General features: G+C 63.6%; 25 protein-coding genes and 2 tRNA genes. 25 read left to right on the forward strand and 2 right to left on the reverse strand.

Features of this window, described 5'->3' with window-relative positions; translation table 11 throughout:
- Nucleotides 1-44: 44 nt before the first annotated feature.
- On the reverse strand, nt 45-1121 hold the full coding sequence (locus tag ACMGFL_RS10580; RefSeq protein WP_436935507.1) for an Mrp/NBP35 family ATP-binding protein: 1077 nt from the start codon (nt 1119-1121) through the stop codon (nt 45-47).
- A gap of 139 nt (nt 1122-1260) precedes the next feature.
- On the opposite strand from ACMGFL_RS10580, the gene ACMGFL_RS10585 reads away from it, so the two are divergent.
- The 18 genes from ACMGFL_RS10585 (at nt 1261) to ACMGFL_RS10670 (ending at nt 13291) form a co-directional block, all read left to right on the forward strand.
- Complete coding sequence (locus tag ACMGFL_RS10585; RefSeq protein WP_436935508.1) at nt 1261-2577, forward strand: hypothetical protein; 1317 nt, start codon at nt 1261-1263, stop codon at nt 2575-2577.
- 210 nt (nt 2578-2787) lie between these two features.
- Nucleotides 2788-2870: transfer RNA gene (locus ACMGFL_RS10590), tRNA-Ser, on the forward strand.
- A gap of 16 nt (nt 2871-2886) precedes the next feature.
- Nucleotides 2887-3411 carry a 30S ribosomal protein S13 gene (locus tag ACMGFL_RS10595; RefSeq protein ID WP_436935509.1) on the forward strand — a complete coding sequence of 175 codons (525 nt, stop codon included), beginning with the start codon at nt 2887-2889 and terminating at the stop codon, nt 3409-3411.
- Between the two features lies 1 nt (nt 3412).
- On the forward strand, nt 3413-3937 hold the full coding sequence (locus tag ACMGFL_RS10600; RefSeq protein WP_436935510.1) for a 30S ribosomal protein S4: 525 nt from the start codon (nt 3413-3415) through the stop codon (nt 3935-3937).
- A 1-nt stretch (nt 3938) separates the two neighbouring features.
- On the forward strand, nt 3939-4319 hold the full coding sequence (locus ACMGFL_RS10605) for a 30S ribosomal protein S11 (protein ID WP_436935511.1): 381 nt from the start codon (nt 3939-3941) through the stop codon (nt 4317-4319).
- A 2-nt stretch (nt 4320-4321) separates the two neighbouring features.
- Complete coding sequence (locus ACMGFL_RS10610; protein WP_436935512.1) at nt 4322-5134, forward strand: DNA-directed RNA polymerase subunit D; 813 nt, start codon at nt 4322-4324, stop codon at nt 5132-5134.
- A gap of 102 nt (nt 5135-5236) precedes the next feature.
- Nucleotides 5237-5321 (forward strand) — tRNA-Leu (locus tag ACMGFL_RS10615).
- A 21-nt stretch (nt 5322-5342) separates the two neighbouring features.
- Nucleotides 5343-5693 carry a 50S ribosomal protein L18e gene (locus ACMGFL_RS10620; protein ID WP_436935513.1) on the forward strand — a complete coding sequence of 117 codons (351 nt, stop codon included), beginning with the start codon at nt 5343-5345 and terminating at the stop codon, nt 5691-5693.
- Nucleotides 5690-6124 carry a 50S ribosomal protein L13 gene (locus ACMGFL_RS10625; protein WP_436935514.1) on the forward strand — a complete coding sequence of 145 codons (435 nt, stop codon included), beginning with the start codon at nt 5690-5692 and terminating at the stop codon, nt 6122-6124. Before ACMGFL_RS10620 ends, ACMGFL_RS10625 begins: the two co-directional genes overlap by 4 nt.
- On the forward strand, nt 6118-6516 hold the full coding sequence (locus ACMGFL_RS10630; protein ID WP_436935515.1) for a 30S ribosomal protein S9: 399 nt from the start codon (nt 6118-6120) through the stop codon (nt 6514-6516). Before ACMGFL_RS10625 ends, ACMGFL_RS10630 begins: the two co-directional genes overlap by 7 nt.
- Before the next feature lie 4 nt (nt 6517-6520).
- A complete protein-coding gene (locus ACMGFL_RS10635) occupies nt 6521-6721 on the forward strand; it encodes a DNA-directed RNA polymerase subunit N (protein ID WP_135362633.1) in 201 nt (66 codons plus the stop codon).
- Complete coding sequence (locus tag ACMGFL_RS10640) at nt 6721-6900, forward strand: DNA-directed RNA polymerase subunit K (RefSeq protein WP_436935516.1); 180 nt, start codon at nt 6721-6723, stop codon at nt 6898-6900. The genes ACMGFL_RS10635 and ACMGFL_RS10640 overlap by 1 nt, the downstream gene beginning before the upstream one ends.
- Nucleotides 6897-8093, forward strand: a complete 1197-nt coding sequence (gene eno, locus ACMGFL_RS10645) for a phosphopyruvate hydratase (protein WP_436935517.1) — start codon at nt 6897-6899, stop codon at nt 8091-8093. Before ACMGFL_RS10640 ends, eno begins: the two co-directional genes overlap by 4 nt.
- Nucleotides 8090-8860, forward strand: a complete 771-nt coding sequence (gene rpsB, locus ACMGFL_RS10650; RefSeq protein WP_436935518.1) for a 30S ribosomal protein S2 — start codon at nt 8090-8092, stop codon at nt 8858-8860. Before eno ends, rpsB begins: the two co-directional genes overlap by 4 nt.
- A 70-nt stretch (nt 8861-8930) precedes the next feature.
- Nucleotides 8931-9818, forward strand: coding sequence for a DUF4129 domain-containing protein (locus ACMGFL_RS10655; RefSeq protein WP_436935519.1), 888 nt, complete (start codon nt 8931-8933; stop codon nt 9816-9818).
- Nucleotides 9819-9828: 10 nt separating this feature from the next.
- Nucleotides 9829-10776 (forward strand): DUF4129 domain-containing protein, encoded by a 948-nt coding sequence (locus tag ACMGFL_RS10660; RefSeq protein ID WP_436935520.1) that lies wholly within the window; start codon nt 9829-9831, stop codon nt 10774-10776.
- Entirely contained in the window at nt 10773-12743 is a 1971-nt protein-coding gene (locus ACMGFL_RS10665) for a DUF58 domain-containing protein (protein WP_436935521.1), read from the forward strand. The genes ACMGFL_RS10660 and ACMGFL_RS10665 overlap by 4 nt, the downstream gene beginning before the upstream one ends.
- Nucleotides 12740-13291 (forward strand): DUF7519 family protein, encoded by a 552-nt coding sequence (locus ACMGFL_RS10670; protein WP_436935522.1) that lies wholly within the window; start codon nt 12740-12742, stop codon nt 13289-13291. The genes ACMGFL_RS10665 and ACMGFL_RS10670 overlap by 4 nt, the downstream gene beginning before the upstream one ends.
- Before the next feature lie 120 nt (nt 13292-13411).
- Here ACMGFL_RS10670 and ACMGFL_RS10675 read toward each other — a convergent pair whose 3' ends face one another.
- Nucleotides 13412-14362, reverse strand: a complete 951-nt coding sequence (locus ACMGFL_RS10675) for an AAA family ATPase (RefSeq protein WP_436935523.1) — start codon at nt 14360-14362, stop codon at nt 13412-13414.
- Between the two features lie 180 nt (nt 14363-14542).
- Here ACMGFL_RS10675 and ACMGFL_RS10680 point away from each other — a divergent pair, with 180 nt between their 5' ends.
- The 7 genes from ACMGFL_RS10680 to idsA3 all read left to right on the forward strand — a co-directional run bounded on the left by ACMGFL_RS10680 (nt 14543) and on the right by idsA3 (nt 23110).
- Complete coding sequence (locus tag ACMGFL_RS10680; RefSeq protein WP_436935524.1) at nt 14543-16177, forward strand: potassium channel family protein; 1635 nt, start codon at nt 14543-14545, stop codon at nt 16175-16177.
- Between the two features lie 65 nt (nt 16178-16242).
- On the forward strand, nt 16243-17226 hold the full coding sequence (gene mvk / locus ACMGFL_RS10685) for a mevalonate kinase (protein WP_436935525.1): 984 nt from the start codon (nt 16243-16245) through the stop codon (nt 17224-17226).
- A gap of 1 nt (nt 17227) precedes the next feature.
- Nucleotides 17228-17971, forward strand: coding sequence for an isopentenyl phosphate kinase (locus tag ACMGFL_RS10690; RefSeq protein WP_495849330.1), 744 nt, complete (start codon nt 17228-17230; stop codon nt 17969-17971).
- A gap of 146 nt (nt 17972-18117) precedes the next feature.
- Nucleotides 18118-19047, forward strand: a complete 930-nt coding sequence (locus ACMGFL_RS10695; protein WP_436935526.1) for a hypothetical protein — start codon at nt 18118-18120, stop codon at nt 19045-19047.
- A 296-nt stretch (nt 19048-19343) separates the two neighbouring features.
- On the forward strand, nt 19344-20357 hold the full coding sequence (locus tag ACMGFL_RS10700) for a mechanosensitive ion channel family protein (RefSeq protein WP_436935527.1): 1014 nt from the start codon (nt 19344-19346) through the stop codon (nt 20355-20357).
- Nucleotides 20358-20724: 367 nt separating this feature from the next.
- Nucleotides 20725-22071: an RNase J family beta-CASP ribonuclease gene (locus ACMGFL_RS10705; RefSeq protein WP_436936444.1), complete on the forward strand. Its 1347-nt coding sequence runs from the start codon at nt 20725-20727 to the stop codon at nt 22069-22071.
- Nucleotides 22072-22075: 4 nt separating this feature from the next.
- On the forward strand, nt 22076-23110 hold the full coding sequence (gene idsA3, locus ACMGFL_RS10710; protein ID WP_436935528.1) for a geranylfarnesyl diphosphate synthase: 1035 nt from the start codon (nt 22076-22078) through the stop codon (nt 23108-23110).
- Nucleotides 23111-23132: the final 22 nt, after the last annotated feature.

Raw genomic sequence — 23132 nt, forward strand, 5'->3', positions numbered from 1 at the left:
ACGCCAGAGAGAATACAGTCGTTGACACGTTCTGTCGGCGAGGATCATTCCACGTGGGCGCTCTCTCCTTCACGCTGACGGCGCTCCCTGTTCCGGTGGACGATGCCCTGCATGTTCGCCGTCTGGCGGACAAAGTCTCGGAACGCCTCCCCGGTGTCGCCGTCCTGCAGTACCACGGGTTTCCCCTCGTCGCCGCCCTCGCGGATCGCTGGGTCGAGGGGTATCTCACCGAGGAAGGGCAGGTCAACCTCGTCGGCAAGTCGTCTGCCACCGCCCTCACCGAAGATGGCGTGTTCGCCGCCACAGTCCGGGCAGTGAAACGTCGACATGTTCTCGACGATGCCGAGCACGGGCGTCTCGTGTTCACCGAACATCCGCAGACCCTTGCGTGCGTCGTCGAGCGCAACCTCCTGTGGCGTGGTGACGACGACAGCCCCGGCCACCGGAACGCTCTGGAGCAAGGAGAGTTGCGTGTCACCGGTTCCCGGCGGCAGGTCGACGATCATGTAGTCGAGATACCCCCACTCGACGTCCTCCCAGAGTTGCGTGAGGACGTTGTGTACCATCGGCCCGCGGAAGATCACGGGGTCGTCCTCGCCGAGCAGAAAGTCCATGCTCATCAGCTTCATGCCGTGTTCCTCGGGCGGGACGATTGTCTCGTCTTCAGTCGCGCTGGGGCGCTCGCTCGCGTCCATCATCCGGGGGACGTTCGGCCCGTAGATGTCAGCGTCAAACAGGCCGACGCGTGCACCCATGTCGGCGAGACCGGCGGCGAGGTTGACAGCGACCGTACTCTTGCCGACGCCGCCCTTGCCGGAGGCGACGGCGATGATGTTCTTGACCCCCGGGAGCACCTGCTCGTCGGGGTCGAGACCGCGGTCGACTGTCGCAGACAGTTCGAGGTCGTAGTCGGTGTCGACAGCATCCCGAACTGCCGCCGCCATCTCCGTCTCCGTCGGCGAGTACGGCGCCCCGAGCGCGAGGTCAATATAGATCCGGCCGTCGTCGTGGTCGACCGTGATGTCGTTGACCAGACCCAGCGATACGATGTCGTCACCCAGGTCCGGATCCGCGACCGACCGCAACCGCTCGCGAATCTCGTCCGCGTCGGGTGTGTCCATGTACGAGATTGGGCCGACCGAACGAAAAGAATTGTGAACGATGGCTGCAGCGAGTTCGCGCCGATCCACGCGCTGAATTCATCAGCTGTCCGGAACACGAATATTCAGCTTTTTTATGAGAGAGCGGCGACATTCGGATATGGACACCGGAGACTTCGAACGACCGGAGCAACTCGTCGTGGGTGGCGTTGCGCTGGTCATCGTGTCGCTGTTCCTGCCGTGGATCACGGCCGACCAGGCGATACTGCTCGTCGACGGGATGCCACAGACAGAGATCACAGGTCTCGATTCATCCGACGGACTCATCGCTGCTGGCGCGGCCGTCATCGCAGGCGTGCTCGCGTGGGCGCGTGACTGGGATAATTGGAACGTGGGCGCGGTCGTGGTGGCTGGCCTCGTCGTCGTCGCAATCGCGCTACTGTACATCACGGACCCGCTCGCTGGCGCGGAGTATCAGGGCGGCATGGGACCACCGGCTGAATTCGAGGCGATCACAGACCCCGGACCAGGGCTGTTCGTCGCCTTGCTTGGCGGTGCACTCCTGCTCGGGGGCGCACTCAGCGGCTATCGAAATCGGTCCACGGGGTCTCAACATCCGCCACCAGCCCACGGCGGGCAGGCGAGACAACATCCCCAACAGACGCAGCAGCGCCCTCCGCAGGGACAGCAACCCACACAGCCGCAATCCGGACAGCAGACCGCACAGCCCGGACAGCAAACCGCACAACCGAGCCAACAGCCACCCCAAGGACGGCAACCGCAACAAACGGGACAGCAGACCACGCAGTCCGAACAACAGACTGCACCGCGCGGACAGAGTGGACAGTGGACAAGAGAGACAGCACAGCAACCGCCACAGGCTCAACGCGCAGGACAGGGACCAGTACAGACGGGACAGCAGGGACAGTCACAACCCGGATCACAGACATCGCAGGCACGCGGGACCACACACCAGCAACCAACGGAAGAGAGACAGCAGACGGCTGTCGGGTCCGGGGAGAGCACAGGGAGGCGATTCGTAGTGCCCGAATGGACCAAGCGGGCGATACAGGGTGCCGTGGCACTTTTGTTCGCCAGTCTCGCCTTCCCGTGGGTCACGGCGATCGACGGGTCGGCGTCGGTAAACGGGATCACGTTCCTGCTCGAACACGGATTCGCTGGCTTCCTGTTTCTCGCGATCCTGGGCGGACTCGCCGCAGTCGTCGCGCTCGCGCCGTGGGACCGACAGGGGGTCGGCGGAACAATCGCGCTCTCAGTCGTGTCTCTGCTCGGCGTGTTGCTGGCGATCGGGTACATCGAAGACGACGAAGCCGGTGCAACGGTCATCTTCGACGGAACCGAGGTGCCCGCTGTCGCAGTCGAAGCGGCGAGTACGCTGTTGGTCCTGTTTGTCCTCGGACTGGCGCTCGTCGTCCTCTCCGTGTACGCCTACTACAAGGGGCGAAAGAGCGCCTGACGGTCAAGGCGGCGACAGTCAGAGCAAACATCGAGCGGGGATCAGCCCGATTCGGAGCCAAAATCGGGAAGCGATCATCCCGATTCGGTGTGTTTAAATACGCAGGTACGGGATGTACTGGTAGAATCGTGTAGGGGCGTCCGGCCCCGAGTCCACATCTGTGGGCGTAAGTTCCGCCATGCGGCGCATCCGCAGCCACAACGAGCACGTGTCGTGGTAGCCAAGCGGCCCAAGGCGCATGGTTGCTAACCATGTGGCGTAATGCCTCCGGGGTTCAAATCCCCGCCACGACGTGCACACAGAATACACATGAGTGCTGAAGAACCCGAAAACGCGGACGAAGGTGAGGATGAGGACATCCGCTACTTCGTGCGCATCGGCCAGACCGACCTCGACGGGACCAAGTCCGTCGAGCGGTCGCTAACGGAGATGAACGGAATCGGCCATCGCGCGGCCCGCATCATCACAGAGAAGGCAGGCGTCGACCGAACCGCGACCTTCGGCGCGCTCGAAGACGACGAAATCGAGTCGGTCGTCGATCTCGTGGAAGGATTCGCCGACGAGGTGCCCGACTGGCTCGCCAACCACCGCAACGACTTCTTCGAGGGCGAGACCACCCACGAAACTGGGAACGACCTCGAACTGACGCGCCGACAGGACATCAACCGGATGAAGATGATCGACTCCTACAAGGGCGTCCGACACAAGCGCGGACAGAAGGTCCGCGGCCAGCGAACGAAGTCCACCGGGCGAACCGAAGGAACCATCGGCGTCAACGTCGAGGCGATCAAGGAAGAGGCCGCCGAGGAAGCGGCGGCAGAGGAGGACGAATAAGATGGCGCTTGGATCGAACACGAAGTTCTACGAGACGCCGAATCACCCCTATCAGGGCGAACGAATCGCCGAGGAGTCGGGGCTGATCGGAAAGTACGGGCTGAAGAACAAAGAGGAACTGTGGCGAACGCAGTCCGAACTGCGCGGCTACCGCCGCGAGGCACGGAAACTGCTCGGCCGCGGCGCAGGGAACACCGACGTCACAGACAGAGAGGCTGCGGAGTTTCTCGCCCGCCTGCAGCGAATCGGCGTGCTCGGTGAGGCGGACTCGCTGGACACCGTCCTTGCACTCGATGTGACGGATATCCTCGAACGGCGACTCCAGACAGTCGTCTACCGGCAGGGACTAGGAAACACCGTCCAGCAGGCTCGACAGTTCATCTCGCACGGGCACATCACAATCGACGGACAGCAGGTCCGTGAACCCGGATACACCGTTTCCGTGGCCGAGGAGGACGCCGTCAGCTTCACCAGCCAGTCGCCGCTGACGGACGAACTGCACCCAGAGCGAGCGGAGGACCAATAACATGGCAGACGACAAATGGGGCATCGCCCACGTGCACGCATCGTTCAACAACACGATCATCACGATCACCGACCAGACCGGCGCCGAGACGCTGGCCAAGTCGAGTGGCGGGACGGTCGTCAAGCAGAACCGAAACGAAGCGTCGCCTTACGCGGCGATGCAGATGGCCGAAGTTGTCGCTGAGCAGGTGCAAGCACAGGGCATCGAGGGCGTTCACGTCCGCGTTCGCGGACCCGGCGGGAACCAGCAGCAAAACCCCGGACCGGGCGCGCAGGCGACCATCCGCGCGCTCGCCCGAGCAGGGCTGGAAATCGGTCGTATCGAGGACGTGACCCCGATCCCCCACGACGGCACCCGCGGTCCGAAAAACGCAGGGTTCTAACGATGGAGGAGTACGAGGTTCAGTTCGTCGACCGAAGCGAACGTTCGGCGCGCTTCGTCGCGCGCCCGATCACGCCCGCGTTCGCGAACGGCATCCGCCGGGCGATGATCGCGGACGTGCCCACCTTCAGCATCGACACCGTCCGCGTCATCGAGAACTCGAGCGTGATGTTCGACGAGCAGATCGGACTCAGGCTGGGGATGGTCCCGCTGACGACCCCAGTCGAGGAGTTCGAGTTGGGTGAGGAAGTGACGCTGTCACTCGACGTGAGCGGACCGGAGCGCGAGGACCCAGAGGAGACCGTGACTGCGTACTCCGGTGATCTGGAAAGCAGCGACGAGATGGTGCAGCCAGCGGACGACAACATCCCGATCATCGACCTCAAATCCCAGCAGCGACTCGAAATCGAGGCCGACGCAGTGCTCGACAGCGGGCGCGAACACGCCAAACACCAGGGTGGCGTCGCGGTCGGCTACCGTCACCTCCAGCAGGTCGAGGTTGTCGGTGACCGCTCGGAGTTCGACGACGAGGAACCGCAGATCCTGCGTGGCGTCATCGAAGAGCAGGAAGCGGAACACGCCGAACCGGTCGACGGCGAACCCGTCGAGAACGGTGATCTGGTTCCGACCGACCAGTTCGGCAACGACCTCTCGAAGCGATACCCCGGCAAGGAACTCGAAGTCCACGACGTTCCGGACGCGTTCGTGTTCGACGTCGAGACGGACGGATCCTTCCCGGTGGACGACCTGGTGACACAGGCCGCAAAGACGCTCGAAGGTCGTGCGGCGGAACTACAGGAGACAATCCAGCTATGACGTGTCCCCCCCAGACGGTTGCAGCAAGCGCGCTGGAGAGCGGCGCGCAGGCCCGGACAACCGAAAGGAGTTTGAGGGGGACGACAGAATCACAGACTGCGAGCAGGGATAGCCAAGTCAGGCCAACGGCGCAGCGTTCAGGGCGCTGTCCCGTAGGGGTCCGCAGGTTCAAATCCTGCTCCCTGCACTTTTCCACAGGAGGAAGGTCATGAGTAAGACGAACCCGAGACTCAACAGTCTCATCGCCGACCTGAAGTCGGCTGCCCGGAACTCCGAGGGCGACGTCTGGAGTGACGTCGCCGAGCGGCTGGAGAAACCCCGGCGCACGCACGCCGAAGTCAACCTGGGCCGCATCGAGCGGTACGCACAGGAGGACGAAACGGTCGTCGTGCCCGGCAAGGTACTCGGCAGTGGTGTCCTGCAGAAGGACGTCACCGTCGCGGCCGTCAACTTCTCCGGGACAGCAGAGACGAAAATCGACCAGGTAGGCGATACCATGCATCTCGAACAGGCACTCGAACAGAACCCAGACGGAACGAACGTGCGGGTGATCCGATGAGCGTCGCGGAGTTCGAGGCAGACACCGTCGTGGATGCGAGCGACTGCATCCTCGGTCGCGTCGCCTCACAGGTCGCAGAGCGCGTTCTCGACGGCGAGCGGGTCGCCGTCGTCAACGCCGAGCAGTCGGTCATCACCGGACGAGAAGAGCAGATCAAGGAGAAATACCTCGACCGGCGGTCACACGGGTCCGACCGTGGGCCGTACTACCCGAAACGGCCGGACCGCATCTTCAAGCGGTCGATCCGGGGCATGCTTCCCTACAAGAAGCCACGCGGGCGCGAGGCGTTCGAGAACGTCCGCGTCTACGTCGGCAACCCGTACGACGAGGCGGAGCGACTGGACGGTACCTCGCTGGATCGGCTCTCGAAGATCAAGTTCACCTCACTAGGTGAGGTCAGCGAATCACTCGGAGCAAACGTCACATGGTAACGAACACATCAGGCAAGAAGAAGACGGCAATCGCACGGGCGACCGTTCGGGAAGGTACGGGCAAGATCCGTATCAACTCCCAGCCGGTCGAACTGATGGATCCGGAGATGGCCCGACTGAAGGTGCTCGAACCGTTCCGGGTCGTCGACGAGAACCTCCGCGACGACGTCGACATCGACGTCACCATCGAGGGTGGCGGCGTGATGGGGCAGGCAGACGCCGCCCGGACGGCAGTCGCGCGCGGACTCGTCCAGCATACGAACGACGCACAGCTACGGGACGCCTACATGGACTTCGACCGGTCGCTGTTGGTCAACGACGTGCGCCAGAGCGAACCCAAGAAGTGGGGCGGCCCCGGTGCACGCGCTCGCTACCAGAAATCCTACCGGTGATACCATGATGGTACCAGTCCGCTGTTTCACGTGTGGCAACGTCGTCGGTGAGCACTGGGAGGAGTTCAAAGCTCGGACCAGAGAGGCCGACGACCCGGAAGACCCGGAGAAGGTGCTCGACGAACTGGGCGTCGAACGCCACTGCTGTCGGCGGATGCTCGTCTCGCACAAAGACCTGGTCGACATCGTCGCACCCTACCAATAATGGCTCGACTCGACAACCGCTACGAGAAGGCACGCATCATCGGCGCGCGAGCGCTGCAGGTGGCCTACGGTGCGCCGGTGCTCATCGACACCGAGCAGACCGAACCCATCCTCATCGCGGCCGAGGAGTACGACAGCGACGTGCTCCCGTTTACCGTTCGACGAGGTGATGGCGAGTGACGCTCATCACTGACGTGCGACTGCGCCGGGTGCTCGACTCGCGGGGGAACCCGACAGTCGAGGCGGACGTGTTGACCGAAAGCGGCGGCTTCGGTCGTGCGCGTGCGCCCTCCGGCGCAAGCACGGGCGAGTACGAGGCCATCGAACTCCCGGTCGGTGAAGCAATCGCCACCGCACGCGAGGAGGCGCTCCCGCGCCTCGTCGGTGAGGTGTACGCTGGCAATCAGCGCGATGTCGACGCCGCACTCCACGCGGCCGACGGAACGAACGACTTCTCGGTCATCGGCGCAAACAGCGCGGTCGCCATCTCGATGGCCACCGCACACGCCGCCGCAGACGTGCTCGGGACACCGCTCTTTCAGCATCTCGGCGGCACCTTCCGCGGCGACGGGTTCCCCGTGCCGCTCGGAAACGTCGTCGGCGGCGGCGAACACGCGGCGGATGCGACCGATATTCAGGAGTTTCTCGCCGTGCCCGTCGGGGCACCCTCGGTCGAGGATGCGGTGTTTGCAAACGCCGCCGTGCACGCGGCCGTCGCAGACCTGCTCGACGACCACGGCATCCCCGCGGGCAAGGGCGACGAGGGAGCGTGGGCCCCATCCATCGACGACAGCAAAGCATTCGAACTCGTCGACGAGGCGATCGGCGTCGTCGAAGACGAGGTCGGCTTCGAGATCAAGCTGGGTCTGGACATGGCCGCCGCTGAACTGCATCAGAAGGGCGTCTATCAGTACAGCGACGATACCCGAGACACCGACGAGCAGATCGAATACGTCGCAGAACTGGCCGAAGAGTACGACCTCGCGTACGTCGAGGACCCACTCGACGAGGACGACTTCGAGGGGTTCGCCGAGTTGACCGACCGGGTCGGTTCGGAGACGCTCGTCTGTGGCGACGATCTGTTCGTGACCAACGTCGAGCGCCTCGAACGCGGCATCGACGTCGGTGCGGGCAACAGCATCCTCATCAAGCCAAACCAGATCGGGACACTCACGGACACCGTCGAAGCGGTCGAACTGGGCGTCGCGAACGGCTACGCGCCGGTCATCTCACATCGGAGCGGCGAGACGGAAGACACGACGATCGCACACCTCGCGGTCGCGACTGACGCGCCCTACATCAAAACCGGCGCAGTCGGTGGCGAGCGGACGGCAAAGCTGAACGAACTCATCAGAATCGAGCAAAACGTATGAGCGGAAACGATAACGAAGGCCTCGACGCGTCGGAGTCCGATGTCGAACCCGCCGGAGACGGCGTGGTCACGGAGGAAGCCGAAAGCGCGGAGGCCGAGACGACCGAGGAAGCGCCCGCCGAGGCCGACGCGGCCGAGGCAGAACCAGACGAACCTGCGATGGACGAGGACGTCATGTCCGACGAGGAGGCGGACCTGCTGATCCCCGTCGAGGACTATCTCGGCGCTGGTGTCCACATCGGGACCCAGCAAAAGACCAACGACATGAGTCGGTTCATCCACCGCGTCCGCACGGACGGGCTGTACGTGCTTGACGTGTCGATGACCGACAGCCGCATCCGAACCGCGGCCGACTTCCTGGAAAACTACGACCCCGAGCAGATCCTCGTGGCGTCCTCGCGCCAGTACGGCCGCTTCCCCGCCGAGAAGTTCGCCGAAGCGGTCGGCGCTCGCGCGCGAACCGGCCGATTCATCCCGGGAACGCTGACCAATCCCAAGTACGACGGCTACATCGAACCCGACGTCGTGGTCGTCACCGACCCGATCGGAGATTCACAGGCCGTGAAGGAAGCGATCACGGTCGGCATCCCCGTGATCGCGATGTGTGACTCGAACAACACCACGAGCAACGTCGACCTCGTCGTCCCGACGAACAACAAAGGACGCAAAGCACTGTCGGTAGTCTACTGGCTACTGGCAAACGAGACGCTCGACCGACGCGGTGCCGACCCCGCGTACGGTCTCGAGGACTTCGAGAGCGACATCTGAGTCGGAGTTTCATTCTACACCCGAGTCGAACTGTCGGTACGCCTATACTCGTGAGACCCCTAAGCAGGGTGTGAACCGACGGACGCTCGCCGTTGCGGTGATCGCAGCGCTCGCAGTGCTCGCTGTCGGGTTCGCAGCGGCGACGCTCTCGTCGACGGTCGCAACCGAATCAGACGGGGTCGGGGGCAACGAATCTTCGGAAGGGGTCGTCAACTTCCAGCAACCGACACCGCAGGAGACGAACAGTTCGGTCGCAGTCCCACAGCAGGTCGGGAACGCCCTATTCGTCCTCTTCGCCATCGGGTCAATACTCTCGCTCGTGTACGTCGCAAAATACTGGCGGCAGTATCTCCCCCAGTTAGCTGGCGTGGTCGTTCTCGGATTGTTGCTGTATGGGCTCTTGCTGGTCGATTTTGACCTGCCCTCGCTGCTGTCGGGCGGCGATGGGAGGGGGAACCTCGGCGGAGACCTGTTCGGAGACGGCGAGGGGCGAAACGTCGGCTCGCTCTCGACGACGGAGTACGAACTGCTCGCACTCCTCGGGGTGCTCGTGTTTGCCGTGACCGTCTACCGACTGCAGTTCGCAAGCGGGCCAGACCGTACTCGGGAACGCGAGACAGCGCCGCGGGCGGACCAGACGGAGACGGCAGCACCGTTTGGCGCACAGACTGGCGTGCAGGCCGTTTCAGAGTCGAAACTCGACGACAGCGCCGAAAACGAGGTGTATCGGGCGTGGGAAGAGATGGTCGAGCACCTCGATGTCGACGACCCCGACTCGACGACCCCCGGCGAATTTGCGAGCGCCGCAGTCGACGCCGGAATGCAGCGGGAAGACGTCACCGACCTCACCCACCTGTTCGAGGACGTTCGATACGGCGGACAGGACCCCACCGACTCCCGCGAACAACAGGCACGCGAGATCCGCGAGCGTATCGACGAGTCAGCCGACCGTCGATGACCGCGATTGTATGGCAAAATCGACAGCGACCGTCCTGTCGATAAGCTTAAACAGCCGCCGAGCGGTACAGGGGAACGTGGACAGACAGACGGCTGTCGTGATGGGGGTCGCAGCACTGTCGGTCGTCGCTGTGGGCTTGGCTGCGGCGACACTCTCGTCGGCGGTGAGCAGCGGAGACGGCAGTGGGAGCGGTGCGTCAGGAGCTGTCGATATGCCGGTCAACCCGGGTTCCGGTGTCGGCGTTGGCGACCCGTTCCTCGTGCAGGTGATCGCCGTCCTCGCCGGGGTCGCGTTGCTCAGCGTCTACGCGTATACGATGCTGGAACCGCGGAAGGTCCTCTACTTTGCGCTGCTGTTCGGTGGGATCCTCGTCGTGGGCTATCTCCTCTTGTCGGTTCTGAGTACCGGAGACCCGATCACCCCGCAAAGTGGGGAACAGCCGACCGTCAATACCGGAATGGAGGGCAACGGCAGCGGCGGATCTGGAACGGACGGGGCTGCGCCCAGCGCCCCCACGACGATGCTCGTTACGCTGCTCGGCGTCGTCGGTGTCGTGCTGTTCGTCGCACTCGCGTTCTTTTCGGACTCGGTCGGTGGGATCGGCCGGTCCGAGTCGAACGCGGAACCGGACACCGACCGCTCGGCCGAGATTGGGGAGATTGCTGGCCGCGCAGCGGACAGAATCGACGCCGCCACAGACACGGTGACACACAACGAGGTGTATCGGGCGTGGGAGGAGATGGTCGAGCACCTCGATGTCGACGACCCCGACTCGACGACCCCCGGCGAGTTCGCGAGCGCCGCCGTCGACGCGGGGATGCAACAGGAGGACGTCACCGACCTCACCCGCCTGTTCGAGGACGTTCGATACGGCGGACAGGACCCCACCGACTCCCGCGAACAACAGGCACGCGAGATCTTGCGACGAATCGAACGACGATACACGAATAACGAATGAATCTGAAACAGCTCTTTGTCGGTCTCGGACTCGCCCTGATCGCCCTCGTCGGTGCCGAACTCGCGATACCCGGGCTGTTGCCGAACCCGTTCGGCGAGGAGATGGTGCTCGTTCTGGGTGGGGCGACGATGCTGTACGCGCTCGCCGTCGTCTGGGCCCGGCGGAGCGAACAGATCGACCGGGTCGAGATACCACACGTCGAGCGGCGACTGCCCACGGACGTTCCCGGCGAGTCGCTCTCTGCGATTCTCAGGCAGTTTCCGAAGATACAGCGAGAGCACAGTAGCTGGAGCTACACGACACGCGAGGGGTTGCAGGATGCGGCCATCGCGGTGTTGACGCGGTACGGTGACTGTACCAAAGCCGAAGCGCGAGAACAGATCGAGCAGAAACGCTGGACTGACGACGCGGTCGCCGCCGACTTTCTCACGGGTGATCTCGAAGAGTACGGACTGGTGACGCGGTCGGTCAGGTCCCGGCTCTCGATCCCGAGCAAGAGCGAGCGCGCCATCGACCGGACGATAGATGCGATAGTCGAGGTTGCCGAGACAGGACAGCGAGCGAGGGGGGAGGGAACCGAGGAAGCGACCGAAACGACAGTAGAAGGCGCTGGATCGGAGGGCGAGCAACCGTCTGCGATGCCCGACAGCGTCGCGATCGACCCGGAAGTGCCGCTGGTTGCGGGCCGCTCGACGCCGGACGCACTCCGTGAGACACACCACTGGACGGGTGTCAGTGTGGTCGCGCTGGTCTGTCTCGGACTCGGGGTGATCGTCCAGCAACCCGGCGTGTTGCTCGCCGGAATCGTCGGGATCGGCTACGTCGCGTATGCGCGGTCGTTCCCAACCGGCTCGGTGGATGTCAGCATCGACCGAACGGTCAGCGACGAGAACCCACGCCCGGAGGACCGAATCGAGGTCACGCTGGAGATAACGAACGAGGGAACCCGTCTGCTCCCGGATCTCCGCGTCGTCGACGGCGTTCCGGCGACGCTGTCTGTCAGTTCCGGGTCGCCACGGTGTGGGACCGCGCTCCAGCCGGGTGAGTCAGAGACACTCTCGTACACGGTACAGGCACGGCGCGGCCGTCACGAGTTCGACCCGGCGCTGGTGCTCGCCCGAAATCTGCCCGGGTCGGTCGAGCGGGCGCAGTATCCGCGCGACGAGCTAACGATACCCTGCGCGCCCGCGCTCCAGCCGACCCGGGAGCCGATGCCACTCCAGACGAAAGCGACCAAGTACACCGGTATCGTCGAGACGGATTCGAGCGGCGACGGCCACGAATTTCACACGATCCGGGAGTACGAACCGGGCGACCCGATGAACCGGATCGACTGGAATCGGCGGGCCAAGACCGGCGAACTGACGACGCTCGAACTCCGCGAGGAGCGCGCGGCGAAGGTCGTGCTCGCCGTCGACGTGCGACCGTCAGCGTACGTCGGCCCGACGCCGGAGGCAGACCACGGGGTCGACCGGTCAGTAGCGGCCGCGGGACGGATCTTCGCTCGGCTGCTGGACGACGGCCATCAGGTCGGCGTCGCCACGCTGGGGCCAGCCGAGTGCTGGATCGAACCGAATTCCGGAAAGAGCCACCGCCATCACGTTCGCGAGGTGCTCGGCAACGACCCGGCGCTCTCGTCGGTGCCGACCGAATCCGACGAGGGGGCCTTCTTCTGGGAGAAACAACTCAGGCAGTTCCTCCCAGAGAACACCCAGATCATCGTGTTTTCGCCGCTGTGTGACGGGGCGACCGTCCGCTCGGTACAGCGGTTCGAGGCCTACGGCTATCCGGTGACGGTCATCACCCCCGACCCGACCGCCGACCGGACACCGAATCAGCGTCTCCAGCGCGTCTCTCGCTCGATGTTTCTCACAGACCTTCGCCAGTCGGGCGTTCCGGTGTTCGACTGGGGGCCGGACGAACCGCTGGAGGGCGTGCTCAAAGCAGGGAGGTACGTGAACAGATGAGCGATGCAACCGACGGAAGCGACACGACGACGGAGTTCGACGATGCACCGACGCAGTTGAGCGGCTTTCTCGCGAGCGCCTTTGGCATGCTCGTGACCGCAGCGAGCGGACCGTACGACGGGGTCGCGCTCGCGCTCTGTGTCGCGGGGGCGGCGCTCGTACTCGTCGGCGTCGTCCGCGGGTCTCGTAGCGGGCTGACGGTCGGCTGTGTCGGACTCCTGTTCGGCGCGCTCGCCGCGGGCGTGCAGGACGCACCCACGGCAGTCATGCTGTTCAGCGTCACCGCGAGCGTTCTGGCGTGGGATACTGGACAGACCGCAATCGACCTGGGCGAGCAACTCGGGCGGGGAGCGGACACGAGGCGACTCGAACTGACCCATCTGTTCGGGAGTATCGCCGTCGGGACGGTGACAGCGGTCGTCGGATATCTCGCACTCCAAATTGGGACGGGCGGGCAACCGGTGTCGGTGCTGCTGGGCTTGCTCGTCGCTGCCCTCCTGTTGCTCGCTGGACTCCGCCGACAGGCCTCCACCGCGCCCGGCGTGTGACTGCGGTCGTCATAGTGATTATTGCGGTACTTGTCGGCACGGCCACGAAAACCTGGCTGTACCGACGCTTAGCGCTCCACCCACCCCTCATCTGGCGGTAAAGACTCGCAATAATCACTATCAGTCGATAGTCGGGACGGGCGTCTCGTCGAGGATATCTTCGATGACGGTTCGTTTCTCGACGTCGTTGACCTGTGCCTCGGCGGTGAGGACGAGTCGGTGAGCGAGGACAGGTACCGCGACAGCTTTGACCGTATCCGGCGTCGCGTACGCCCGACCGTCGATCACCGACCGCGCACGAATCGCCTCGAAGAGCCGTTGAGACCCACGCGGAGAGACGCCGATGTCGACCCGTGGGTCGAGGCGGGTGGCACGCGCGAGTTCGAGCGCGTATCGCATCAGGTCCTCGTCGACGCGGATGGACTCGGGCACTTCCTGAAGTTCCTTGACCTCAGAGTGTGAGAGGCGCGGTTCGACGCTCGGACTGCGCTCGAATCGGTTCGAGCGCCGCTTCATCAGCGAGAGTTCGCCATCGAAATCCGGGTAGCCGAGGCTGGTTTTGACCATGAACCGGTCGATCTGTGCCTCGGGCAACTCGAAGGTGCCCTCGTGTTCGACCGGGTTCTGCGTCGCGATGACGAAGAAGGGATCAGGGAGGTCGCGTGTCTCGCCGTCGACGGTCACCTGTCGTTCCTCCATCGCTTCGAGCAGCGCGCTCTGGGTCTTCGGCGGTGCGCGATTGATCTCGTCTGCCAGCACGACGTTGTTGAAAAGCGGCCCCTGCCGGAACTCGAACTCGCGAGACTGTTCGTTGAAGATGTTCGTCCCAGTCACGTCAGTCGGCAAAAGATCCGGCGTGAACTGGATGCGCGAGAAGGACAGTCCGAGCACCGTCGCGAGACTGCGGGCCGTGAGCGTCTTTCCGGTGCCGGGAACGTCTTCGAGCAGGACGTGCCCGCGGGCGAGCAGTCCCACGAGAATCGTCTCCAGAAACGCCCGGTCACTGACGACCGCCTCTCTGACCGCCTCGATAACCCCGTCACACTGCCGTGTTGCCTCGTCGATATCCATGATATCCCCTCGAACGTCTCCAACCGGCCGACCCGGCGTCTGTCCGTTCGTTTGCTATGGCATCTCGGACCTACTTAGTTTCACGGTATCAGTTTCCACAACCCACCCGGCAGACGCGACCAGCTATCAGATCCCGGAAACACGCGTGTATTTTTACCGGTGAGGCACTCTTTGCCGGGTATGGACGGATGGAAGCGGCGCGCAATCTGGTACTCCGCTTTTGTCGCGCTGGCACTGGTCGTGACCGCTGTCGGCTATCAGTTCGGCATGCGGACGTTCGAGGGGCGGCCACAGACGTTTCTGGATTCGCTGCAGTTCGCCGTCGAGATGTTCACGACGACCGGGTTCGGCGGGGACGCACCCTGGGAGAGTTCGGAGATGCATCTGTTCATCATCGTCACAGATCTGCTCGGGATGGCAGTGCTCGTCGGAGCGTTGCCGGTCGTCGTGGGGCCGCTGCTGGAGGAGGCGCTATCGACGAGCGCGCCGAGTCAACTGGAGACGCCGCTCTCGAATCACGTCGTAATCTGCTCGTACACGGCACGGACTGACGAACTCATCGACGAACTCGACTCACACGACGTGCCGTACGTGATCATCGAGTCGGACCGTGAGCGGGCAGACGAACTGTACGAGGACGGCCATCGCGTGATCCGGGCCGACCCGGAGTCGACGGAGGGGCTCGAGGCCGCACGGCTCAGGTCTGCGCGAGCGCTGTTCGCGGACGTCTCCGACCAGGTGGATGCGAGTATCGTCCTCGCCGCGAAGGAACTCACCGAGACGGTACCGGTGGTGAGCGTCGTCTCGGAACCCGACCTGGCGAGATATCACGAGTTGGCCGGTGCCGACCACGTGATTTCCCCGCGGGAACTGCTGGGAAAGAGCCTCGCCCAGAAGGTGACGACGGCGCTCCGGGCGCGAATCGACGAGGCGGTCGAAATCGGCGACGACCTCCAGCTCGCGGAGGTGTCGATCCGGCACGGAAGTGTTCTCGCCGGGCGGACGCTGGCAGACAGCGAGATCCGAGAACGGTCGGGGGTCAACGTGCTCGGGGCGTGGGTCCGCGGCGAGTTCGTCACCCCGCTTGCCCCCGACGCGACGCTCGCTCCCGGAACGGTGTTGCTCGTGTCCGGCCACGCAGACCAGCTGGATCAACTCGTCGAGATGGCCCAGTCCGCCGTTCGACAGTTCGAGGCCGGGGAGACGGTGGTCGTCGGATACGGGGAGGTCGGCCGAACGGTCACAGCCGAACTCGACGACGTCGGAATTTCCCGTACGGTCGTCGACCAGATGGACATCGAGGGCGTCGACGTGGTCGGTGACGCGACCGAACCGGAGACGCTCGTTGCGGCTGGTGTCGAGGACGCACAGACGGTGGTTCTCGCGCTGCCAGACGACACCACGACGGAGTTCGCGACGCTCGTGGTTCGGGATCTGGCACCCGACGCGGAGATCATCGCCCGCATCGAGAACAACGAGAACATCTCGAAGACCTACCGCGCTGGCGCGGACTACGTCCTCTCCCTCGGGACAGTCACGGGCCGGATGTCGGCGTCACGACTTCTGGAGGACCGCGTGGTGCTCTCGCTCGACCAGCAGGTCGAAGTCATTCGTACCGAAGTCCCCGGTATCGTCGGTCAGACCCTGAGCGAGGCGAACATCCGCGCCGAAACTGGCTGTACCGTCATCGCAATCGAGCGCGACGACGAGGTGCTCACGGACATCGGGCCGGAGACGGTCATCGACTCGGGAGACGAACTCGTTATCGTCGGGACGGACGAGGGGATACACGAGTTCGAGCGGCGATTCACGTGACTCGTCCGCTCGCTCGACCGGTCGCGAACCGATATTTAGAACACCCTCGGGTGTCAGAACCCGGTATGGTCACTGCAAGCGCCCCGGGAAAGGTGTATCTGTTCGGGGAACACGCGGTCGTCTACGGCGAACCGGCGGTGCCGTGTGCGGTCGAACTCCGCGCCTCCGTGACGGTCAGACGGCGCGAGAGCGGACTTCGCGTGCAGGCTGGCGATCTGACACTCGAAGAGTTCACTGTCGAATACGACGGCGAAGAGAGCGGTCGCCCCGACGTCGACGTGCCGGACACGCTCGTCGAGGCCGGGATGGGCTACATCAACGAGGCGGTGACGCAGGCGAAAGACGCCGCGGGCGTCGACTGTGGCTTCGATATCGAAATCGAGAGCGAGATCCCGCTCGGTGCGGGGCTTGGCTCCTCTGCGGCCGTTGCGGTCGCGACCATCGACGCGGCGACGCGGGAACTCGGCGTCGAACTCTCCCGGGAGGAACTGGCAGAGCGGGCCTATCAGGTCGAGTACGAGGTACAGAACGGGGAGGCCTCGCGGGCCGACACGTACTGCTGTACGATGGGCGGGGCCGTCCGGGTAGAGGGCGACGACTGCCAGCCGATCGAAGCGCCGGACCTGCCCTTCGTCATCGGCTACGACGGCGGCGCGGGCGACACCGGCGCGCTCGTCTCCGGCGTACGCGAACTCCGCTCGGAGTACGACTTCGCCGCCGACACCATCTCGGCTATCGGTGATCTGGTCCGTCGCGGGGAGCAGGCGCTTGCAGCGGGGGATATCGACGAAATCGGGAAGCTGATGGACTTCAATCACGGGCTGTTGTCGGCGCTCGGCGTCTCCTCGCGCTCGCTAGACGCGATGGTCTGGGCCGCACGCGATGCGAACGCGCTGGGCGCAAAGCTGACTGGCGCTGGTGGCGGGGGCTGTATCGTCGCGCTGGACCAGACCAGAGAGACCGAAACGGCACTCCAGTTCACCCCCGGCTGTGAGGAGACGTTCCGCGCCGGGCTATCGACGACGGGTGTCACACACGAGGCGGAGTGAGATGCTGACGGTACTCAAACTCGGCGGCAGCCTCATCACCGACAAGTCACAGCCCGAGACGGTCGACTTCGAGCGCCTGTCGGCGGCCATCAGCGCGCTCGCCGCGTGGCACGACACAGCGGGCGAACTCCTGCTCGTCCACGGCGGTGGGAGCTTCGGCCACCACTACGCCGCGCGATACGGCCTGACACAGACAGACGGGACGCGAGACGCCGTCGCCGTGACCGACGTTCACCGGGCGATGGGCGACCTGAACGACGCGGTGCTGGCGGCCTGTCACGACCGCGGCGTCGAGGCGGTCCCGGTGCGGCCGCTCTCGGTCGCCCACCGGACCGACGAGGGGGAACTCGCCTTTCCGGCCGAACCAGTCGAGACGCTGCTCGGAGAGGGGTTCGTCCCCGTCGTTCCCGGTGACGTGATCGGTCACACCGGCAGGGGGGCAACGATACTCAGCGGCGACGAAATCGTCGTCTCGCTGGCGCGGACCCTCGACGCCGACCGCGTGGGACTGTGTTCGACCGTTCCCGGCGTACTGGACGAAGACGACGCCGTGATCGGGGAGATACACAGTTTCGATGCGGTCGCGTCAGTCTTCGAGACGGGCGAGGAAACCGACGTGACCGGCGGGATGGCAGGGAAGGTCCGGGCGCTGCTGGAACTGGACGCCCCGGCCTCGATATTCGGCCCCGACGACCTCGGTGTGTTTCTGGAATCCGGGGAGGCCGGAACGGTCGTTCGTGGGTGATACTGTCGGCTGTACGTATGTAAAGATATTCGCCATCCGGGCGGCGAATTATTTTCGAGATGGTACAGCCGACAGTATGAGCAGGCAAATCGGCGCAGAAAGGAGACCCCGCAACCTATTTGGGGAAAGTCGCCGTTGGCACCGGTATGACAGCCGTTCGGATCGTCGACAGTCTGAAGTACGGAGCCGTGCTGCTGGGCTACTTTCTCGTGGTCGGTGTCGTGGGTATCGGCGGGATGGCACTCGGAGGGGCACTTGCCATCCCGGAACTCGAATCGCTCATCGACGACACCAGTTACGAGACGGCGGAACTCGTCGGCGGGTCCGTCCTCGGTCTGCTCGGATTCGCCGTCTGGACGGGTGGCCTGTTTGCGCTCGCACACAAACTGATTGCCGACTCCGTCGCGCGTGGACAGGCAGATGTCTCCGTGACACTGTCGGAAGACAGCGCGGCCGCGACGCGAACAGTCACCGATCTGGAGCAGACGGTGAATGGGTCGACGGCCCAGCAACGAACGGGGTCCGAGTCGGCCGCGTCACAGCAGCCAACAGCCGAGCACACGGACACAGAACCGTCGACAGCCACAGAAGCGGACCGTCCCGAAGCGGAGGCCGGTGAGCGGGGCTGGTCCGGGAACTGGAGTCGGCCAGAAGCGACCGACAGTGCCCAGTCCCAGACCGAGCGGTCTGCTGAGGAGATCGCCTTCGGCAACGAAGGCAGGCGATCCGAGACGGACGTCGAGACGACATCGCCTGACGCTGAGGGGACAACCAGTTCGGGCCCGGCAACCGAAACACACGAGAGCGAAAGGGCTACCGAGGAGGAGACGATGGGAGAAGTACCGGACGATAAGATGGTATTCAGCGACGAAGCCGACGACGCGTCCGGAACGGAGCCACGGGAGGAATCGTCACCAGTAGACGATAGCGAGCGCGGACAGTTCGAGAGTGGCGGTGAGAACACCGCTCAACGAACTGATGCGGAAGAAGTGGAACGGGAAACAGCAGACGAACAATCAGAACCAGCAAACGAGTCCGGGACAGACGACCCGCTCGCAGACCCCGAAGAGAAGTAGCGACGGTGCGCCATTAAAAGCGCACGGAGTCGACGAATCGTCGGGAAACGAGCAGGGCGGAAATTACAATCCCACCCGGAACGGACGGGGAAAGCCAATTAATCGCTCTGCCGACACACACACATCCATCAGTCCTTAGATGGATATGTCAGAATAGACAGATAATACCGGCAAGAGCAGCGGCCGATGTTCCGATCACCGACGTTAGAGAAACCGGCATCCTCGAAGTATAAGCAATAGATACAGTTCGATAATCCGCTAATAATTATTCACGTTGCCGACGGGCTATTAATGTCATGGTAACACATGTCGCACCGGCACTCCCGTTGCAAGTATCAGTCCGTGAATCGATCGATCAGGCGATAGCTGACAGCATCGAATATCTTCCCGTCGTCGTCGGCGCGCTGGTCATACTCCTTGCTGGGTATATCATCGGCCGCATACTCGGGGGGGTCGTGACTCGCGTTATTCGTCGTCTCGGCGTCGGGCGCTATGTCGAGGGAACCGCGGTTGAAGAGGTGGGTGACGGCGACAGCGATGCGATTGCGCGTCTGCTGGGGAAGGTCATCTCCTACTACGTCTACTTCGTCGCCATCATCGCTGCAGCGGACGTCCTGGGCATCAGTCAACTTACGGATCTGTTGGCCGAGATCGGGGTGTTTCTCCCGGTCATTCTCGGTGCACTGATCGTTCTCGTGATCGGGTTCATTATCGGGCGAATTGTCGGTGATGTGGTATCGAAAGTGGTCGATGGGTTCAACATCGGGCAGTATCTCCGCGAGACACCACTCGAACAGTTCGGGGAGACAGAAGGCGAGTTCGGACGCATCGTCGGGAAACTCGTCGCGTACTACATCTATCTTCTGACAATCTTGACTGTCGCAGATATTCTCCGGATCGACGCGCTCTCGAGTTTACTCAACGACTTCGCTGGGTATCTGCCGTCGTTGGCCGCCGGTCTCCTCGTGTTGTTGGTCGGTATCTGGCTTGCCGAACGAGTCGCAGACATCGTCAGCGAAAGCGGAGACGGGCGCCCCATGGTGGTGGCCAGTCTGGTAGTCAAAGTGTTTATCTACTACATGACAATCACGGTCGTGTTGTCCACGATCGGGGTCAACGCATCGCCACTCACGAATCTGTTCACGGTATTCGTGGTGGCGTTTTTCGGCGCACTTGGGCTGGCGCTGGCACTCGGCATCGGTATCGCGGTTGGTCTGGGTGGCCAAGATTTCGTTGCCGAGAACATCGACGAGTGGTTCGGCACTGCCAAAGACTCGATCGCTGAAGAGCAAGACGAGACAGGCGAGTAAGGCATCAACCATCCATTCGACCGGCAGGTGAGTGCGCAACCGACGTGTGCTGGTTGTGTGGCTGACTCGGGAGAGCGATCCAGCCGGTCAGACGGCACAGCGTAGCAAGTTTGCGCGAGCGACACCGCGGGTGCGGCGATCAACGTTCTTTTTAGGCTCGGCGTCAGAGTACAGTGTATCCGAGCGAGCGGTCGTCCCAGGACTGTCGCGGGCGACCGGCGAGTCACCGAATGAGAGTGTCTCGGCAGGAATGCCGGAACGCTCGACGGTGGCCGACAAACAGAGTCGGGACTGCAGGCGGATCGGTCACGAGACCGTGTTGCACATCGCCGGTCGCGCAGGGGACGGCCACCTCGGCGTGATACATATGGAAATCGAAATCGCAACGATTGGCGGCTACGAAGAGGTTGGGCGACAGATGACGGCGGTGCGAGCGGGCGACGACATCGTCATCTTCGACATGGGCCTCAACCTCTCGAAGGTACTGATCCACGACAACGTGGAAACAGAGCGGATGCACTCACTCGACCTGATCGACATGGGTGCCATCCCGGACGACCGGGTGATGTCGGATCTTGAGGGTGACGTGCAGGCCATCGTCCCCACACACGGCCACCTCGACCACATCGGCGCTATCTCGAAGTTGGCTCACCGATACGACGCACCAATCGTCGCGACGCCGTTTACCATCGAACTGGTCAAACAGCAGATTCAGGGCGAGGAGAAGTTCGGCGTCCAGAACGACCTGGTGAAGATGGAAGCAGGCGGGACGATGTCCATCGGCGACCGGAACGAACTCGAGTTCGTCAACGTGACCCACTCGATCATCGACGCCATCAACCCCGTCTTGCACACCCCCGAGGGGTCCATCGTCTACGGCCTCGACAAGCGGATGGACCACGATCCGGTCATCGGTGACCCGATCGATATGGAACGGTTCCGCGAGATTGGGCGCGAGGGTAACGGCGTCCTCTGTTACATCGAGGACTGTACCAACGCGGGCAAGAAGGGACGCACTCCGAGCGAGTCCGTCGCGCGGCGACATCTCAAGGACGTCATGTACAGCATGGAAGACTACGACGGAGGCATCGTCGCGACGACGTTTTCCTCACACATCGCTCGCGTGTCCTCGCTCGTCGAGTTCGCCGACGACATCGGCCGCCAGCCCGTTCTGCTCGGTCGGTCGATGGAGAAGTACTCGGGGACGGCAGAGCGACTCGACTTCATCGACTTCCCGGAGGACCTTGGCATGTACGGCCACCGGAAGTCCGTCGACCGCACGTTCGAGCGCATCATGAAGGAGGGCAAGGAAGATTATCTACCAATCGTCACTGGCCATCAGGGCGAACCGCGCGCGATGTTGACCCGGATGGGCCGCGGCGAGACGCCGTACGAACTGGACAACGGCGACAAGGTGATCTTCTCGGCGCGCGTGATCCCGGAGCCGACAAACGAGGGGCAGCGCTACCAGGCCGAGAAGCTGCTGGGCATGCAGGGTGCGCGCATCTACGACGACATCCACGTCTCCGGCCACCTCAACCGCGAGGGCCACTACGAGATGCTGCAGGCGCTCCAGCCCCAGCACGTGATCCCTGCTCACCAGGACATGAGCGGCTACGCGGATTATGTCTCTCTGGCGGAGAACAACGGCTACAAGGTCGGTCGTGACCTGCACGTGACCCGAAACGGCAACCTGATCCAGCTCGTCGAGTGAAGCGATGACAGGCCAGCAGGCAGTCGAAGCCGCAATCGAGCGCCGCCGAAGCGTCGTCAACGACGCCATCGACGAGGACCTGCCCCTCGACCGCCCGGAACGGCTGTACGAGGCGTCCCGATACCTGCTCAAGGCGGGCGGCAAGCGACTCAGGCCCACAATCCTGTTGCTCGCCGCGGAGTCACTTGCGGACGTCGACCCGCTGTCGGCGGAGTATCGGCGCTTCCCCGCGGCGGACGGAACCGAGGTTGACGTCCTGACCGCGGCGGTCAGCATCGAGATCATCCAGTCGTTTACGCTCATCCACGACGACATCATGGACGACGACGACATGCGCCGGGGTGTCCCCGCAGTCCACCGCGAGTACGACCTCTCGACGGCGATTCTCGCGGGTGATACGCTGTACTCGAAGGCCTTCGAGAACATGCTCGAAACCGGCACGTCACCACAGCGGTCAGTCCGTGCGCTGTCGGAACTCGCGACGACCTGCACGGAGATCTGTGAGGGGCAGTCGCTGGACATCGAGTTCGAGAAGCGTGGTGCCATCACTCCCGACGAGTATCTGGAGATGGTCGAACTGAAGACAGCGGTGTTGTATGCCGCCGCCGCGAGCATGCCCGCAGTCGTGCTGGGCTACGACGACGCGGTCGAACCGCTCCACAGCTACGGGCTCGACATCGGGCGCGCGTTCCAGATTCAGGACGATGTCCTCGATCTGACGACCCCGACCGAGCAACTGGGCAAACAGCGCGGCAGCGACCTCGTCGAAGGAAAGCAGACGATCATCACCGTCCACGCCCGCGACCAAGGCGTCGACGTGGACAACCTCGTCTCGGCGGACTCGGTCGAAGCCGTGACCGAGGCGGAGATAGACGAAGCGGTGAGTAAACTCGAAGCGGTCGGGAGTATCGACTACGCCCGCGAACGCGCTCGCGAACTCGTCGCGAGCGGGAAGTCCCACCTAGACGTGTTGCCGAACAACGAGGCCCACGAGACGCTCGATTCCATCGCGGATTATCTGATCGAGCGAGAGTACTGAGCGGACGCCGATTCGATGCGGG

Origin of the sequence: Halovenus marina (assembly GCF_051414115.1) — an archaeon.
In the GTDB taxonomy this organism is placed as follows: Archaea; Halobacteriota; Halobacteria; order Halobacteriales; family Haloarculaceae; genus Halovenus; species Halovenus marina.